Annotated in this window: 20 protein-coding genes; all 20 read right to left on the bottom strand. The window is 44.4% G+C overall.

Annotated features, from left to right (window positions below; all coding sequences use genetic code 11):
- Nucleotides 1–45: 45 nt before the first annotated feature.
- A complete protein-coding gene (locus WMO37_RS04020) occupies nt 46–1,095 on the bottom strand; it encodes a C40 family peptidase (protein WP_349154356.1) in 1,050 nt (349 codons plus the stop codon).
- A 133-nt stretch (nt 1,096–1,228) separates the two neighbouring features.
- Nucleotides 1,229–2,020, bottom strand: a complete 792-nt coding sequence (gene spo0A / locus WMO37_RS04015; RefSeq protein ID WP_022432177.1) for a sporulation transcription factor Spo0A — start codon at nt 2,018–2,020, stop codon at nt 1,229–1,231.
- 119 nt (nt 2,021–2,139) lie between these two features.
- Nucleotides 2,140–3,363, bottom strand: coding sequence for a SpoIVB peptidase (gene spoIVB / locus WMO37_RS04010; RefSeq protein ID WP_349154355.1), 1,224 nt, complete (start codon nt 3,361–3,363; stop codon nt 2,140–2,142).
- A 107-nt stretch (nt 3,364–3,470) separates the two neighbouring features.
- Entirely contained in the window at nt 3,471–5,153 is a 1,683-nt protein-coding gene (recN, locus tag WMO37_RS04005) for a DNA repair protein RecN (RefSeq protein WP_227089389.1), read from the bottom strand.
- A 61-nt stretch (nt 5,154–5,214) separates the two neighbouring features.
- Nucleotides 5,215–5,667: an arginine repressor gene (gene argR, locus WMO37_RS04000; RefSeq protein WP_022432180.1), complete on the bottom strand. Its 453-nt coding sequence runs from the start codon at nt 5,665–5,667 to the stop codon at nt 5,215–5,217.
- A 34-nt stretch (nt 5,668–5,701) separates the two neighbouring features.
- Nucleotides 5,702–6,553, bottom strand: a complete 852-nt coding sequence (locus tag WMO37_RS03995; protein ID WP_349154354.1) for an NAD(+)/NADH kinase — start codon at nt 6,551–6,553, stop codon at nt 5,702–5,704.
- A gap of 26 nt (nt 6,554–6,579) precedes the next feature.
- Nucleotides 6,580–7,386 (bottom strand): TlyA family RNA methyltransferase, encoded by an 807-nt coding sequence (locus tag WMO37_RS03990; RefSeq protein ID WP_022432182.1) that lies wholly within the window; start codon nt 7,384–7,386, stop codon nt 6,580–6,582.
- A gap of 12 nt (nt 7,387–7,398) precedes the next feature.
- Nucleotides 7,399–9,270: a 1-deoxy-D-xylulose-5-phosphate synthase gene (gene dxs / locus WMO37_RS03985; protein ID WP_349154353.1), complete on the bottom strand. Its 1,872-nt coding sequence runs from the start codon at nt 9,268–9,270 to the stop codon at nt 7,399–7,401.
- A gap of 26 nt (nt 9,271–9,296) precedes the next feature.
- Complete coding sequence (locus WMO37_RS03980; protein WP_022432184.1) at nt 9,297–10,193, bottom strand: polyprenyl synthetase family protein; 897 nt, start codon at nt 10,191–10,193, stop codon at nt 9,297–9,299.
- Nucleotides 10,183–10,392 carry an exodeoxyribonuclease VII small subunit gene (xseB, locus tag WMO37_RS03975; protein ID WP_022432185.1) on the bottom strand — a complete coding sequence of 70 codons (210 nt, stop codon included), beginning with the start codon at nt 10,390–10,392 and terminating at the stop codon, nt 10,183–10,185. The genes WMO37_RS03980 and xseB overlap by 11 nt, the downstream gene beginning before the upstream one ends.
- Nucleotides 10,370–11,584, bottom strand: coding sequence for an exodeoxyribonuclease VII large subunit (xseA, locus tag WMO37_RS03970; RefSeq protein ID WP_022432186.1), 1,215 nt, complete (start codon nt 11,582–11,584; stop codon nt 10,370–10,372). The genes xseB and xseA overlap by 23 nt, the downstream gene beginning before the upstream one ends.
- 33 nt (nt 11,585–11,617) lie before the next feature.
- Complete coding sequence (gene nusB, locus WMO37_RS03965; RefSeq protein WP_022432187.1) at nt 11,618–12,016, bottom strand: transcription antitermination factor NusB; 399 nt, start codon at nt 12,014–12,016, stop codon at nt 11,618–11,620.
- A gap of 210 nt (nt 12,017–12,226) precedes the next feature.
- Nucleotides 12,227–12,619, bottom strand: coding sequence for an Asp23/Gls24 family envelope stress response protein (locus WMO37_RS03960; protein WP_022432188.1), 393 nt, complete (start codon nt 12,617–12,619; stop codon nt 12,227–12,229).
- A 45-nt stretch (nt 12,620–12,664) separates the two neighbouring features.
- Nucleotides 12,665–13,276 (bottom strand): SpoIIIAH-like family protein, encoded by a 612-nt coding sequence (locus WMO37_RS03955; RefSeq protein WP_022432189.1) that lies wholly within the window; start codon nt 13,274–13,276, stop codon nt 12,665–12,667.
- Between the two features lie 16 nt (nt 13,277–13,292).
- On the bottom strand, nt 13,293–13,877 hold the full coding sequence (locus tag WMO37_RS03950; RefSeq protein WP_022432190.1) for a SpoIIIAG-related protein: 585 nt from the start codon (nt 13,875–13,877) through the stop codon (nt 13,293–13,295).
- A 22-nt stretch (nt 13,878–13,899) separates the two neighbouring features.
- Nucleotides 13,900–14,487 carry a stage III sporulation protein AF gene (locus WMO37_RS03945; protein WP_022432191.1) on the bottom strand — a complete coding sequence of 196 codons (588 nt, stop codon included), beginning with the start codon at nt 14,485–14,487 and terminating at the stop codon, nt 13,900–13,902.
- Nucleotides 14,488–14,502: 15 nt separating this feature from the next.
- Nucleotides 14,503–15,735, bottom strand: a complete 1,233-nt coding sequence (locus tag WMO37_RS03940; RefSeq protein WP_349154352.1) for a stage III sporulation protein AE — start codon at nt 15,733–15,735, stop codon at nt 14,503–14,505.
- Nucleotides 15,723–16,109: a SpoIIIAC/SpoIIIAD family protein gene (locus WMO37_RS03935; protein WP_022432193.1), complete on the bottom strand. Its 387-nt coding sequence runs from the start codon at nt 16,107–16,109 to the stop codon at nt 15,723–15,725. Before WMO37_RS03935 ends, WMO37_RS03940 begins: the two co-directional genes overlap by 13 nt.
- An 11-nt stretch (nt 16,110–16,120) precedes the next feature.
- Nucleotides 16,121–16,315 carry a stage III sporulation protein AC gene (gene spoIIIAC / locus WMO37_RS03930; protein ID WP_227089382.1) on the bottom strand — a complete coding sequence of 65 codons (195 nt, stop codon included), beginning with the start codon at nt 16,313–16,315 and terminating at the stop codon, nt 16,121–16,123.
- Nucleotides 16,316–16,343: 28 nt separating this feature from the next.
- On the bottom strand, nt 16,344–16,865 hold the full coding sequence (locus WMO37_RS03925; protein ID WP_022432195.1) for a stage III sporulation protein AB: 522 nt from the start codon (nt 16,863–16,865) through the stop codon (nt 16,344–16,346).
- Between the last annotated feature and the right edge of the window lie 4 nt (nt 16,866–16,869).

Below are 16,869 nucleotides of genomic sequence, written 5' to 3'. Positions count from 1 at the left end.
CTAAGAATCTCAGCTACACTTTATTATACCATATTTCATTTTAAATTACCAGTAACGTCTGATTGCTGTAATCGGTAAAATGTTTGCCGATGAAATCTTTACAACATCACCGCTTGTCGGTGCATGAATAATCTGACCGCTACCGATGTAGACACCTACATGGCCCGGATAGCAGATAATATCGCCCGGCTGTGCCTGCGAAAGGCTTCCGACTGATGAGCCACCACCTGCAATTGCACTGGATGAATGCGGCACGGAAATACCATTCTGTCTGAAAATATAATACATCAGACCGGAACAGTCAAATCCACTCGGTGAAGTACCACCCCATACATAAGGCACACCTAACATGCTATACGCTGCACTGACCACACCGGAAGCACTGCCTGAATTATTGGCTGCTGCAACGGTTGTCGTCGTACTGCTCTTTGTCTTTGTCGTTGTCTTAGCTGCTGCAGCGGCGGCCTGCGCTTCACGCTGTCTTTGTGCTTCTGCTGCGGCAGCCTGTGCTTCTGAAAGCTGTGTTGTCAAATCAGCCACTGTATTTTCCTGATCTGCAATTGCCGCATATAAAACAGCCTGCTTATCTGTCATCTCCTGCCCAAGTGCTTCCAGCTCCTTCTTATCCGCGTCGAGCGTACTCTTTAACTGGTGGATCTGTGAAGCGGTTGCTGCCATCTCATCTAACTTTCCACGGTCATAATCATAAACCTGCTGTACGTACTCCGCTTTATTCAGTGCATCGCTCATGCTTTCTGCTGTAAGAAATGCCTCTGCAATCGATGTTGACTGGTCTTCGTACATATATTTAATACGCAGTTTCATATCATCATACTGATTCTGCATATTCTGCTCTGCAACTGCTAAATCCGCATTTGCCTGATCAATCTCTTCATTCTTATCATGCATCTTGACTTCAAGTTCGTCCATCTGCACAAGCAGATAAGCAAGCTCTGACTGTGTCTGGCTTAACTGGCTCTCTGCCGCATTCTTTTTATTGGTTAAATCTGTTACATCATCTGCCCATACAGACGTGCCGGCAATGCTTGTAATTAAAGCTGCTGCCACAAAAGTTTTTGCAATTCTTTTACGCATAAGTTTCTAAACCTCATAATATATTACAAATTTGTTACATATTTTTTAAAATTTGCTTTCAATATTATAATATATTACAAACTATTACGCAAGACATAAATCTAATCTATGTGTGAAATTTTTAAGAACTTTTTTATTTAATATTGTACTGTAAACGGATTTTATCGGCTATCAACGCGATAAATTCTGAATTTGTGGGTTTTCCTTTGCCATTGCTGATTGTATAACCAAACAAACCATTGAGTGTTTCCGTATTTCCACGGTTCCATGCCACTTCAATTGCATGACGGATGGCACGCTCCACGCGGCTTGATGTCGTCTGGTATCTTTTGGCAATGGTTGGATAAAGTATTTTGGTAATGCTGTTAATCACATCATTGTCCTTGACTGACAGCATAATAGAATCTCTTAGATACTGATACCCTTTAATATGCGCAGGAATACCAATGTCATGTATGATGTTTGTAATATCACTTTCCAGATTCCGGTCACTGACCACCGTATGTTCCAGCGCCGGTGCTGCTCCTGCTTTCGTATTTTCCGCATGGACATTTCTGATATACCGGATTCTGTTAATCAGCATATCATTATCAAACGGCTTCATGATATAATATGAAGCGCCCATATTAAATGCATCTTCTGTCACACTGTCCCGTCCGATAGCACTGATAATAATAAATGCCGGCGTCTTTCGTATCTCCTTATCCTTATGCACTTTTTCCATCACTGTCAGTCCGTCAATCTGCGGCATTATAATATCCAGCAGAACAACATCCGGTTCTTTCTCCTTAATGATGTGAAATGTATCTTCTCCATTCGTCGCCGTACCGACTACGGACAAATCCTGTTCCTGTCCGATGACCTGCCCAAGTACCTTTAACATATTCTCATTATCATCTGCAATTGCTACCTTTAAGGCTTCCATTCATTTCCCCTCCATAAGATTTTTCTCATTCCCCTTACAAAAACTGATTATATCTTCTGCGACAAAAATTGGCAATCCTATATTTTCGCGTTTTTCGACATTTTTCGACAAAACAGTTTTTATTTTCCCTCTTTTAGCATTGTTTCAGCAAAAATTCCGTACCCTTTTGTCGGATTGTCGATAAAAACATGGGTCACTGCGCCGACAAATTTTCCGTTTTGCAGGATTGGCGAACCGGACATCCCCTGTACAATCCCATTTGTCATTGCCAGAAGTTCCGGAGATTTGACGGTAAACGTCAGATTTTTCTGACCGCCATAACTGATATGGTCAATTTCAATTTGATAATCCTGATAGGAATTATCTGTATACATACGGATATATGCCTTTCCTTTCTCTACCTCATGGCTGTAACCGACCTGCATATATTCCAGTTCATACTCCTCTGCCAGATTTTTGTCCAACGTGCCAAAAATGCCGCTGACCGTATTTTTTCTGATACTGCCCAGAAAATTCTTTTCCTGATAATCTATCGTTCCGATAAATTCGCCCGGCGTACCTTCTGTTCCTTTTATAATTGAAACGATTTTCGTTTTATAAAGCCTTCCGTCATGAATCGTCAAAAGTCCCGCGGTCGTTTCATCACTGATACCGTGTCCTAAGGCTCCGAATCCACCTGAGCTGTCAATGTATGTCATCGTTCCGATTCCCTGTGCATCATCTTTTACCCAAAGACCGATTTTATAATTTCCGCCCTCGTCCATGACCGGTGTCACGCTGACGTCAAACTGCTGTCCATTGCGCAGTATCGTAAAAACAACCTCTGTACCGCCGCATTTTTTGACTGCTTCAGCCAGTGTGCCTTTTGAAGATACCTTTTCTGCATTTACCGCTAAAATGTAATCCCCCTGACGGATAATATTTTCACATGGATTGACTTCATTCCCGTAAATATCGGTAATACTCTGCGTATTCACCGCAAGCACACCGTCTGTCTTTAAATATAACCCTATCTGGAAACCGCACGGATATACATAATCCGGTTCAACAACATTGACATCAACTGTCCGGATATCAAAGACACCGAACAGTTTAATCTGCATGGGATAACTGCCGGTCTGCTCCGCTGCAAATGCCGCCGGTCTGCTAAGATTCACTTTCTGCGTATCATTTTCCGCCGTAACCGGAAGCCCCAGCTGCAGTGTGGTGATACGGTTATTCTGTAAATATATTTCTCCGGGCAGCTGCTTTGCAACCATATGGGCATAAATCCCCATTCCCGATGCCGACACAATAAAAAACAGAACAAATATAAAAAACCTATATACAATTTTCTTTTTCATACGCAGCTCCATTCCATAGGCATTATTAATGATGTTGAAGCAAATGCCCTCAACTGTTTAATCTTAGTATCTGCCGTATTTGAAAATCTAATATAGGTTTTTTATGGTTATTTATTTTTATAAGCTGCCGCCTGATGGCACAATTCCTGTGCATTGGCACGTACCGCTTCCGTAATGGTACTGCCGCCAAGCAGCCTTGCCAGCTCTTCCACGCACTGCGTATCCAAAAGCCGGTAAATGGATGTAACTGTTTTATTGTCCTGCACCGCTTTTTCAATCATAAAATGCACATCTGCCATTGCAGCAATCTGTGGCAGATGCGTAATGCAGATTACCTGTCGTTTCTGCGACAGCGTGCATAACTTTTCTGCAACCCGCTGTGCCGTTCTGCCACTGATTCCGGCATCAATTTCATCAAAAATGAGCGTGCCGATATCGTCCTGATTGGCTGTTACGGTACGGATTGCCAGCATAATACGGGACAGTTCACCACCGGAAGCCACTTTTGACAATGGCTTTAAGGCTTCACCCGGATTGGCTGCAATCACAAAATACATATTGTCCGTTCCGTTTGCCGAAAAATGCCCCGTCTGCTCAAAGACCGCTTCAAACCGCACATCGGCAAAATTCAAGTCCTGTAATGCTGCACGGATTTGTGCGCACAGCTTCTGCGCCGCCGCTTTTCTTAAATCCGAAAGCTGTGCCGATAAACCGGAAAGCCGTTTTTCTTTTTCAGCCAGTTCCCGTTTTAACTTTGCAATCAATTCATCATGGCTTTGCAGCTGCTCCAGCCGTTCTTTTCTGCTTTCGGCATAGGCAAGAATCTCAGCGGTGGTCTGACCGTACTTCATCTTCAAGGAATTGATAAAATCCAATCTTTGCTGTACCTGCTGAAAGGTTTCCGCATCAAATGCCGCATCTTCCACATAGTCCGCCGTCATGCGTGCCGCATCGGATAAAAGACTTTCCACGTCCGCCAGTGTCGCACACAGTCCGCTAAGCCGGTCATCATATACCGCCGCGCTGTTTAATGCCCGCACTGCCTGTCCCAGCTTATCACTGACATTGTCCTGTCCCGATACGAGATTCTGCTCGACAACCGCCATTTCTTCCATAATCTTCTGTGCGTGCAGCATTTTCTGATAATCGGCTTCCAGCTGTGTATCTTCACCTTCGGATAACTGCGCCGACTCAATCTCGGATACTTCAAATTCAATAAATGAAATCTCGCGGTTTCTGCTTTCCTCGTCCGTATCAAGTGCCTGCAATTCCTGTTTCTGCTTTACATACGCCGCATAAACCTCTTTTAATGCCGCTTTGACCTCTGCAAGACTCTCCTTTGCATAGGCATCCAGAATGTCAATGTGATGACTTTCATTTAACAAAAGCTGGTTATCATGCTGACCGTGAATATCAATGAGCCACGATGCCATTTCACGCACCTGTCCGAGCGTATAGGTCTGACCGTTGACCTTTATCTGGGAACGGGTGGGCGTAATTTTTCTGGAAATAATGAGCTGTCCTTCCTCTAATTCCTCGACACCGAATGCCGTAAGCTTTTCTTTTACCGCTTCGCTTTCAATGTCAAAAGACAGCTCCGTCAGTGCATAGTCCGCACCGCTGCGAATCAGATCCGACACTGCTTTTCCGCCCAGTGCCAGATTGACAGACCCTAAAATAATGGATTTACCGGCACCGGTTTCACCGGTCAGAATGTTTAATCCGTCCTTAAAATTAATATCTGCTTCCTCAATCAAAGCCAGATTTTTTACATGTAAATTTGCTAACATATGTCACTCCCTGCGGATTGTATCCTACTGTTTTGCTTTCTTTAGTATAACAAATATTTTATCAGGAGTGAACTATTTTTTTCAATTTTTCCATTAATTTTACGGTATCATCAACCGTACGCACCGCACACATAATCGTGTCGTCCCCTGCAATCGTACCGACAATTTCATGCCACTGCATTGCATCAAGTGCCGCACAGACTGCCATTGCCATTCCGGCAACCGTTTTGATAACAAGAATATTCTGTGCCATATCAGCACCGACAAACCCTTCCTTTAAGACCCGGATAAATTTGTCGTTCATATGCTGTCTGTCCGCCTGAAAGACAACATACTTCTGATTTTTGCCGTCTATGGACGTCTTCGTAAGATTCAGTTCCCGGATATCCCTGGAAACTGTCGCCTGCGTCACGCTGAAACCGGCCTGTTTCAGTGCTTCTGCAAGTTCCTCCTGTGTTCCGATACTGTTTTTGGTGATTAATTCAATAATCTTATTTTGTCTTTCCGACTTCATACTTATTCCATCCTCCCGCCGCAAAATACATTTTTTACATTTTATTGCGGATACGCTGTAAAAAACTTAATTTGTTGGTCTTGATAAACTGCGATACCTTCTCTGACCTGCGTACCACAATCCTGTCCCCGGTTATTACTTTGCGGGATATTTCCCCGTCAAATGTAGCAATCCGTTCTTCTGCAAGACGCTTATTGTCACTCATTTCAATCACAATTTCATCTTCCGCGCCGAATATAATGCTGCGCTGGTTTAATGTATGCGGACAAATCGGTGTAATCATCATCATCTGTGCATTCGGCTGGATAATCGGACCACCCGCTGACAGACTGTATGCTGTGGAACCTGTTGCCGTGGATACAATTACACCGTCCGCACTGTAGGAATTTAAATATTCGCCGTTTACGTGTACATCAAAATCTATGACACGCAGTGTCCCGCACCGGCTGATTACAATATCGTTTAATGCCGTATTTTCAAAAACCGGTTCACCGTCGCGGTAAATTGTTCCTGAAAGCATCATGCGCGTATCAATTTCATAAGTATCCTGCATACAGCAGTTCAGCGCTTCATATACGGTGCTTCTGTCGGCATCGGTCAGATACCCGAGTGTCCCGATATTCACGCCAAGCAGCGGAATATTGGTTTTATTGACATCTCTTGCTGCCTGAATCAGCGTTCCGTCCCCGCCAAGTACAATAATGCACTCTGTATCTGCCGGAATCTGCCTTGCATCGGTATAGCGGTAATCCGTATCGCCGCCGGTCTGCTCCTGATTGCTGCTTAGACAGACCGAACCGTTTTTTTGCAGATACTGTTCAATTTCTTTTGTAAAACTGTAATCTGCATCTTTAGCCTTATTTGTAATAATATAAAACTTCTTCATCAGCGTATCTGCGCCTCCAGTGTTTCTTAATCGAGTGCCGCATGTGCTTTTTCTACAACCTGTGCCGCTTCAAACGGAACGTCCGGATAACTGCCCTCTGTATGTTTCTGCAGATGCAGCAGATATTCAATATTCCCCTCCGGTCCTTTTACCGGTGAAAATTCGAGATTGAGCACTTCAAATCCAATTGATATTGCAAAATCAATCACTTTTTCAATCACTTCCAGATGCACTGCACTGTCACGTACCACACCATGCTTGCCGACTTTTTCCCTGCCTGCTTCAAACTGTGGCTTAATCAGACAGACAATTTGTCCGTCATCGGACAAAAGTTCCTTAACCGGTCCTAAAACCTTAGTCAGTGAAATAAAGGATACGTCAATGCTTGAAAAATTGATTTTATCTGCAACGTCTTCCGGTGTCACATAGCGGATATTTGTCTTTTCCATGCAGACCACACGTTCATCATTGCGCAGTTTCCATGCAAGCTGTCCGTGTCCCACATCAACCGCATAGACTTTGACTGCACCGTTCTGTAACATACAGTCCGTAAATCCGCCCGTGGAAGAACCGACGTCCATGCAGATTTTCCCCGCCAGTGTCACATCGAAATTTTCCATTGCTTTTTCTAATTTTAAGCCACCGCGGCTTACGTATTTTAATGTATTGCCTCGGACCTCTATCACGGCTTCCGCAGGAAAATTCGAGCCTGCCTTGTCTTCTTTCTGACCGTCTACATAGACATTTCCTGACATAATAATTGCTTTTGCTTTTTCTCTTGACTCTGCCAGTCCCCGCGATACCAGCAGTACATCCAAACGTTCTTTTGCCATATCTGCTCCATTCTAAAGTACGATATTTTCATAAAATGAAATAATGCGTTCCGTTACGGTTTCCGCATCAATTCCGGCTTCACAGCGTAAAATATCAACGCTGCCATGCTCAATGTAATCATCAGGCAGTGAAATGTTTAACACCCGCACCGGTAACTGTAAATCTGAAACCAGCTGACAGACACTCTCACCGAACCCGCCGGAAATCACATTTTCTTCCATGGTTACAATCAGATTGTGTTCCCTGCCGCATTTAAATACCGCCGATTCGTCAATCGGCTTTACAAAACGTGCATTAATCAGCGTGACAGAGTACCCCTGTGCTTTTAAATTTTTCCGTACAATGTCTGCTGTTTCCACCATGCTGCCGACCGCAAGCAGGGCAATATCTTTTTCATAATACATCACTTCTGCTTCACCATATACAATCGGCTGCTTAAATTCTTCAAATGCCGTCACCGCTGTTCCACGCGGATATCTAAGCGCAAACGGACCATTATATTCTTCCAGTCCGAATTCAAGTCCCACTTCCAGCTCCCACGCGTTTTTCGGTGCAAACACTGTCATATTCGGAATATTTGACAGATACGACAAGTCAAATATTCCCTGATGGGTTTCTCCATCACTGCCTACCAGTCCTGCGCGGTCAATTGCAAAGACCACGTGTAACTGCTGGATACAGACATCGTGTAATATCTGGTCATAGGCACGCTGCAGAAAAGATGAATACACGGCAAATACCGGCTTTAAACCGCCTGCTGCCAGTCCTGCCGAAAATGTAACGGCATGTGCCTCCGCAATGCCTACATCAAAAAAGCGTTCCGGATACCACCGTGAAAACTTGGCAAGACCCGTTCCGTCCGGCATCGCCGCCGTAATTGCCGCAATCTTTGCATCCTTCTTTGCCAGCTTACAGACCGCCTCTGAAAAAACTTCCGAATAACTTTTGCCATTCTCGTTTTTTAACACATTTCCGGTCTTAATATCAAACGGTGCAATACCGTGATATTTGCTCGGATTACGCTCCGCCGGTCTGTATCCGTGGCCTTTCTGGGTCACCACATGTACCAGCACGGCATGGTCAATCCGCTTAGCCACCTTAAAAATTTTTATCAGTTTTTCAATATCATGACCATCTACCGGACCTAAATAGGTAATGCCCATGCCTTCAAACATCTGATTAGGAACAATAAGCTGCTTAATATTGCTTTTTGTCTTTTTAATCTTGTCCACAATCACACTGCCCATAGGCATCTTATACAATGTGTTGGTAACCCCTTCCTTTAAATCATAATAGGAGTTGGAAGCACGGATTTCACCAAGCATTTTGGATACCCCGCCGACATTTTTGGAAATTGACATATTGTTATCATTTAACACAATAATAAAGTTTCCATTTACCTGCGATGCGTTATTTAACGCTTCATATGCCATGCCGCCGGTCAAAGCGCCGTCACCGATAACAGAAATCACGCTGTAATGCTCTTTTTTGATATCGCGGGCGCTGACATATCCCAGTCCCGCTGAAATTGAAGTCGAACTGTGTCCCGTATCAAATGCATCGTAATGACTTTCATTGCGCTTTGGAAATCCGCTCATGCCGCCGAATTTACGCAGCTGGTCAAACTGATTTTTTCTGCCCGTTAAAATTTTATGGGTATATGCCTGATGTCCCACGTCCCAGATTAATTTATCCTGTGGAAGATTAAATACCAGATGCAGTGCCATCGTCAATTCAACAACACCCAGATTGGATGCCAGATGTCCGCCCGTTTTGCTGATATTTTCAATCAGAAACTGCCGGATTTCATCTGCCAGCTGGTTATATTCAATCGGGTCAAGTGCCTTAATATCATTGGGCTTGTTAATCTTTTCAAGTATCATACGAACCTCCGCTGTCACCAAACAGCTTATTTTTCTCTGTGAATCAGTCTGCGCACAAGTTCATCTAAAAATTCATTTTTCCCGGTTTCTTCAATCAGACGCAGTGCTTCATTTGACATCTCTACCACATCTTTTTCGGCCTTTTCCATTCCGTATAATGTGACATATGTCGTTTTATGATTTTTTTCATCACTTAATACCGGTTTTCCGAGGACTTCCTGCGTGCTTGTGACATCTAAAATATCATCCTGAATCTGGAATGCCACGCCGATCAGATTGCCGGCTTTTTCCATTTTTTCAACCGTCAGGTCATCTGCCCCGGCAAGAATTGCTCCCGCCATAAATGCTGCTTCAATGAGCGCTCCGGTCTTTAGATTAAAGATGAATTCAAGCTGTGCTTCATTCATCGGCTTGTCCGTCAGCCACACATCCAGTGACTGGCCGCCGACCATGCCGTAAATGCCTGCCTTGTATGCAATCACCTTTGCCGCCTTTACACATCGGATTAAATCGTCTGGTTCCGTCACTTCTGAAATGCCGTTAAACAACAGTTCATACGCGTAATTAAGCAATCCGTCTCCCGCCAGCACACCAAAGTCTTCCCCGAATTTTTTATGGGTTGTTAATTTGCCGCGGCGGTAATCGTCATTGTCCATTGCCGGTAAATCATCATGCACCAGTGAATACGTATGAATACATTCCAGCGCCGCCATAAACGGTTCCATAATTTTTTCATCCGTTCCGCCAAGCAGTCTGTACACCTCCAAAAGAAGCATCGGGCGCAGTCTTTTTCCGCCCGCATTGACACTGTAATTCATCGCCTCCGCCACGCGCTGCTGCATCCCTTCTTCTGCCGGGAGCTTTGCCGCAAGCAGGGCATTAATCTGCTCTACACGCTGCTTTAATTCCTCATTAAAATTCATCTTCGTCACCCTCTTTTTGATTGAGTACCACAATCTTTTTTTCCACCTTGTCCAGCTGCTGATTGCAGTTCTGAATCAGTTTCATGCCTTCATTATATAATTTGAAAGAATCCTCTAACGAAACATCCCCGTTTTCAAGATTTCCTATAATCTGTTCGAGCTTTTCAAATGACTGTTCAAGCGTCTGTGCCTTTGCCATGCGTAACCTCCAATGCCTGTGCCTTTACATATCCGTCTTTTAAATAAATTTTCATCAGGGACTTTTCTGCCACATCCGCGGTGCTTCTGATTCTCGTTCCGTCCTCTGCGGATACATACGCATATCCCTGTCCCAGCTTTGCAAGCGGGGAAACACCGTTTAAGCGTGCTGCAAGCAATTCCATCTGATGCCGCTTTGCCGCAAGCACCTGATACAGTGCTTTCTCCAGCCGTTCTTCTGCCTGCATGGTATACTGCCGTCCATCCTCAATCCTGCTCACCGGGTTAAAAACAGCCAGCCGGAGTCTGTAGTTTTCCAGTACATTTTTACTGTCTGAAATCTTACGCACTGCCGCCGTATACAATGCCTTTTCATATGCTGCAATCTGCGCTTCAATTGCAGAAATATCACAGACTGCCAGCTCTGCTGCCGCAGATGGCGTCGGTGCGCGTAAGTCCGCCACAAAATCGGTAATGGTAAAATCAGTTTCATGTCCAACCGCGGAAATCACCGGTGTCTTTGCCGCAAAAACTGCTTCAATCACCGGCTCTTCATTAAATGCCCACAAGTCTTCCATGGAACCGCCGCCTCTGCCGACAATCAATACATCCAGATTCTTTTCATCGAGTGTACGGATACCTTCCGCAATGCTTTCTGCCGCCTGCTCTCCCTGCACCAGTGCCGGGTACAGATACAGCGCCACATACGGATTTCTGCGGTATGAAATATTCATAATATCATGCACCGCCGCCCCCGTTGCCGCCGTTACAATACCGATTCTTCGTGAAAATGAAGGAATAGGACGTTTATATTCCGGGCTGAAATATCCCATTTCTTCATAGCTTTTCTTTAACGCTTCAAATTGTTTATATAAATCGCCCTGTCCGTCTGCCTCAATGGCATTGGCATACAGCTGGTATTTTCCGTCCCGCTCGTAAACGTCAATTCTGCCGCTTACAATCACCTGCATGCCGTTCTCTAACCGGAACTCTAAGTTTTTGGCACTGCCCGCAAACATAATTGCAGACATCACGCCCTGCCCGTCCTTTAAGGAAAAGTAAATATGCCCGGAAGTGTGATACTTACAGTTTGAAACCTCACCTTTCACAGAAATCCTGCTCAGCACAAAATCCTGCCGGAACATATTCTTAATGTAAGAATTCATCTGTGTTACCGTATACACGCCCGGCATATTTTTCTCCTTTCCGCAGACGCTGCCTTTTTTCTATTTTGCAAGCTTTGCAAGCACACCGTTTACAAAAGACGGTGCATTATCCCCGCCGTAATTTTTTGCCAGTTCCACGGCTTCGTTAATCGCCACATTTACCGGAATATCCTCATCATACAGCATTTCATAAACGGCAAGACGCATAATGGCAAGTTCTGCCTTACCCAGTCTGTTTACCGGCCAGCCTTCCGATACACTGTTAATTTTTTCATCTATTTCAGGAAGCAGTGCTGCAATCGTCTGTGTTTTCTCTGTAATATATTTGCAGTCAGCCTCGCTGATTGTTCCAAGTCCGTTCATATACAGACGAATCTGTCCGTCCAGTTCGTGTGCATCATGAAATTCCACACGAAACAGCAGCTTAAAAATATGTTCCCTGATTACCGATCTTGTCATTGTTGTCCTTTCTGCTGTAAAACAGCTTTACAAAAAAATATCTTGAAACCAAACAAGAATTGATTCCAAGTAAACACTTTTCCATTGCCCTGTCTGCGGACAATCGCCTAAAATCTGTCTGAAATCCGCACATAAAAATGGAAAACCCGTCCGATATGTCAAAAAAATATCTTACGGATTCTTCCACTTTCATGCTGCGCCGGCACCTGTTTACTGTGCCTCAACATCTACGCCTGCAATCTTAATATTGACGACACTGACTTCAAGCCCTGTCATGGTTTCAATTGCAGATTTTACCTTTTCCTGTACCTTTTTGGATACAACCGGAATCTCATAACCGTATCTGATATTGAGTGCTAAATCAACAGAAACGTTTTCCTCACTGACATTGACCTTTACACCCTTGGAAAGGTTCTTCATACCCAGCTTGCTTACCAGTTCATTTGTAATATTGCCTGCCATAGATTTCACACCTTCAATCTCTGTTGCAGCAAGTCCTGCGATAATTGCCACAACCTCATCCGCAACTCTTACTTCACCGATATTGCTTACGTTCTCGCGGATTGTATAAGTGTTTCCTCTATCTTCAAACTCTTTCGTCATAGATAAACCTCCTAATTATCGAAATGTACTTATTAGATATTATAATCAATTTTTCTGATTATTGCAAACATTTATTGTAATCTTGTCTGCCGCCACTCCTGTTTTTCTTTTTACGATATCTTCAATCTGTGCTTTCTGCGTATCGGTCAGCTGTGTCTGATTGATGACAACATCCACGTTTCCGTCTAAAATGGACACTGCCGCATCGGAAAAGCCTTTGGCTTCAAGCAGCAGCTCCGCCGCAATTTCTTTTTCCGAATTATCCGTAATTGCTGAAAGCTGCGCCACCGCCTCTGCCTTTGCACTCTCGGTCAGTGCGGCATTATTAATAACTTCCAGTAAGGTTTCTTTATTTTTTGCACGGATCTGTTCGCGGTTTAACTTTGCTTCCGAAACCACACTTGAAGACACACCGTTACCCGAAGTGAGTACCACACTGCCCGGTTCCTGAAGACTCTGCTCATCCGGCTCGGCATCGTTGCTTAAAATGTCGCCGGATACCTCATCGACCGGATTGGACGTCGGGTCCTGTGTGCTTACCGTGTCATTTACCGTGATAATATCCGATAAATTGCCGGTGTAATTTATGTAGCCTGCCGCAGCTATCATAATTGCCAGTGCCGTAATAATCAGCTGATTCTTTTTAATCTTTTTCAAAACAACCTCCAGATTTTTAATTCATTTTCAAAACTTTAATTTTATGTGCGGGTACTCCAAGCAGTGCTTCTGCCGCGGCTGTAATATCAGCGCATACATTTCCGTCACCACCTCCCTTTGCAACAATGACAATGCCCTCCACCTCCGGCATATTTTCTTTGGTGACATACGGCTCACTGCCCTCCTGCGTATCGTAATAAATATTGCTTGTGCTTCCGCTTTGCTGTGTAGTACTGCGCACGCCCCCGGCACTGTCGCTTTCCTGGATCACGCTTTCACTGTAATCCGAATCCGCCGCAATAATTTTTTCTGATGTATTTTTTAATGTGATGACTACACTGACTTCTCCGACCCCCTCTACTTTTTTTAATGCTTTTTCCAGTTTTTCTTCCAACACCGTTTCGTAGCTTTTTGCGCTTTCTGACAATCCGGTCTGCCGGGTCTGTGTATTTTCATTCGTTTCTGTCTGTCCGGACTTTGAACCGGTCGGAAGTGAAATTACAAGCAGTAAAATCCCTGTAAGTACTACTATTGTTATTTTCTCTTTGCCGGATTTATTCTGAATTTTTTCAAAAATTCTGTTCCATTTTTTCGGTGCCATAAAATCTTTTCACCTCCTGTTTTCACCGGGACTTCTGTTTTACCTCCACACATGAAATTGTAATATGTAAAAGCTGTGCCAGTTCATTTCGCAGTGTACTGTAATCCTGCGATATTTCCTGCTTTTTTTCTTCTGTGCTTTCCCCGATAACAATCTGTTCAACTGAAATCTGCTGTTCTTTTTTCTCCGATAAAACCACTGATACAGCGCATATCTTTCCATAGTCTTTGCTGTCTTTGTCTTTCTCCACCGTAACGGTTGTTTTTGCAGGGTAATAACCGTTTTCCAGTACATATTCTTCCACGGTTTTTGCCGTTTCTTTTTCATAGGCTTCCATGACAGACTGTGCAGAATCCCCTTCCCGGTACGTCAGTTCCTGCTTTAGCCGGTTACTCTGATTATAGGTCATGACAGACTCATAAATTTTATCCGGTGAAATGCCTCCGTGAAAAACTGCCGCAAGCGGCTGTATACACACCATGACAATCAGCAGTCCGCAGATATACGATGCGTACTTCGTATATTTTGCCGACGGCATCAAATGTGTGACAACCGTTGATAAAATACTCAAAATAAAAATTTGTTTTACCCACGATAGTACAGCTTCCATTGTCCACTTCCCTTCTTACTGTAATCCCGTCATCATCACAATCATTGCCAGCATCAGTAAAAATAAACTGACTGCTGCCAGTACCGTCATCAGAAGCATTCCGACTGCCGTTCCCAGTGCATTGACTGCCTTTACCACCCTTTTATCCGCCACCGGTTCAATTACTGCCGCTGTCACTTTAAACAGCACTGCCATCAGTACCAGCTTTAAAACAGGAACTGCACAGACAATCAACACAGCAATGACCGCCGCCATACCGATACCATTTTTAATAATTTTAGCCGCCCCCCAGACAGTCTGCGTAACCGTTTCTATTGAACTGCCCACACCGGGAAGTGTCTGCACGGCACGGTAAAGCATTTTCTTTTTATAGGTTTCCGATACCGGTACGAGCATTCCCTTTAAGCCTCCAAGCCCTGTAAAAACAACCAATGCCGTCCTGCCCGACCATTTCATGACCTGCACACAGAGTTCCGCCGCTTTCGTAAAACGTTCTTCTTTTGCAACGGCATCTGCCATGGAAATCAGCATATAAATCTGGTCCACCTTGATTAACACACTTTTAAACAGCAGATTCACGGTGGTAATGAGCATTAATACAATTTCATAATAAACTGCCGCCGTCACATTGCCGGATGCAAAGGCAACCGCTGAAAAGAATACCGGAACAACCGCTTTATATACGCTGATACAGCCCTCCAGCGTATCGGTGCTGATGGTGCATGCCGTATAAAACGAAGCAATCAGCACCGCCGTCAGCGATATGGACAGAATCATCTGTGCCGTGTCGGATATCTGCTCTTTGCATGCAGACGGACCGAAACAGCGGATTGCTGCCGAAAACAGTGCCAGTATGATAATCTGTACGACTGCGGTTTTACTGCCTGTTATGACCTGTAAAAATGTTTTATTCAGTACCGGAAAAATTCCCTGTCCGGTGACACCGTCCTCTCCCGTTATCTGATTGATAATTTCCTGAAAAGAAATGCTGTAACCGCTGTTTTGCCGGACTGCCCTGTCAATGGCAGAATAATCGTAATCGCCGTAACCGGCTTCCTGCACCGTGTCTGCCGCCGCTTCCAATACTATCTGCGTACCGGTCGCGGCAGATACCGGTTCTGCCCTCATGCCTGCCGCCGCAAGGCTGACACACACCGCTGCCATCACCCCCAATACCCTGATCCCAAAAAAACGTTTTTCCCCCGCCGCATTTCTTTTCCGATACGATACTTTTATTACCCAATACATTTTGTCACAACCTCAAATAATGTAAGCACCACCGGCATACCCAGTGCGGCAATCGTGATCTTGCAAAACACCTCCAGTTGCCCCGCCACTGCGGTCTGGCCGTTGTCCCGGCAGATGTCTGCAGCAAGCTGTGTCATATAGGAAATGCCTATCATTTTAACGAGGATTCCGATATATTTTCCGCTGATTCCGATGTACCCCTGTAGCATTTTTAACTGCTCTACGATTACCGAAAGTCCCGACAGAATATAAAACAGGATCAATACCGATACGCCGGCGGCGACAAGCATCGTCATTTCACTTTTTACGCTTTTTAAAACCGCCGCCAGAAACACCCCTGCTAACGCCGCCATAATCACTTTGATTCCTTCCATGCCTCTCCCGCCTATAATTCAAACATTTTTTTCATGGCTTCAAATAAATCGCTGATATACGGCACAATCCAGTACAACACCAGCAGAAGCCCCGCAAGACTTGTTAAGAACGCCTGTTCTTCCCTCCCACTGTGCTTTAAAATCTGACTGATGACAGAAACCAGAATTCCGACCGCCGCAATTTTAAAGATCAGGCTGACCTCCAAATAACCACCCCCTTATCGGTCTGATGCTTTAAATCAAAATTAATACAATCACAAGTCCTGCTATAACTCCGGCACTCTGATAAATGCGGCACCGGGCGCGGATATCTTTTTGTGTTTCTTCAATCAGATTCTCCAGTTCCGAAATATTTTCTTCCAAAAAGGCAAGCTGCATCTGAATGTCCAGATGAAGCGGAATACTTCCAATATTTTTTAAAATTTCACTGTCACTTTCTGTCAGATAAATATCGCGGACATAGCTGTCAATACCGGCTGCCCACGTTTCCCAGAATCCGCTGTATGTATGCTGTTCCAGATTTTCCGATACAAAGATGTAAAACTGTGAAAGGTAATCATAACGGCTTTTCTGCCCGATTTGTGCCAGTGCCTGCGGCATGGTCATTCTCGCCACACGCAGCTGTCCGCTAAGGCAAAGCAGGGATTCCTTAAACTGTTTTAACCGCCACAGTCTGCTTTTTTTCTGAAACGCATAAAACAGTCCGTAACAGGTTGTACCGGCTACAATGCACACTGCACCGCATAACTTTATCATCGCT

Source organism: Lachnospira intestinalis, from assembly GCF_040095895.1.
In the GTDB taxonomy this organism is placed as follows: Bacteria; Bacillota; Clostridia; order Lachnospirales; family Lachnospiraceae; genus Lachnospira; species Lachnospira intestinalis.
The sequence above is the reverse complement of the archived record's forward strand: the minus strand, read 5'-3'. Positions and strand labels throughout refer to the sequence as shown.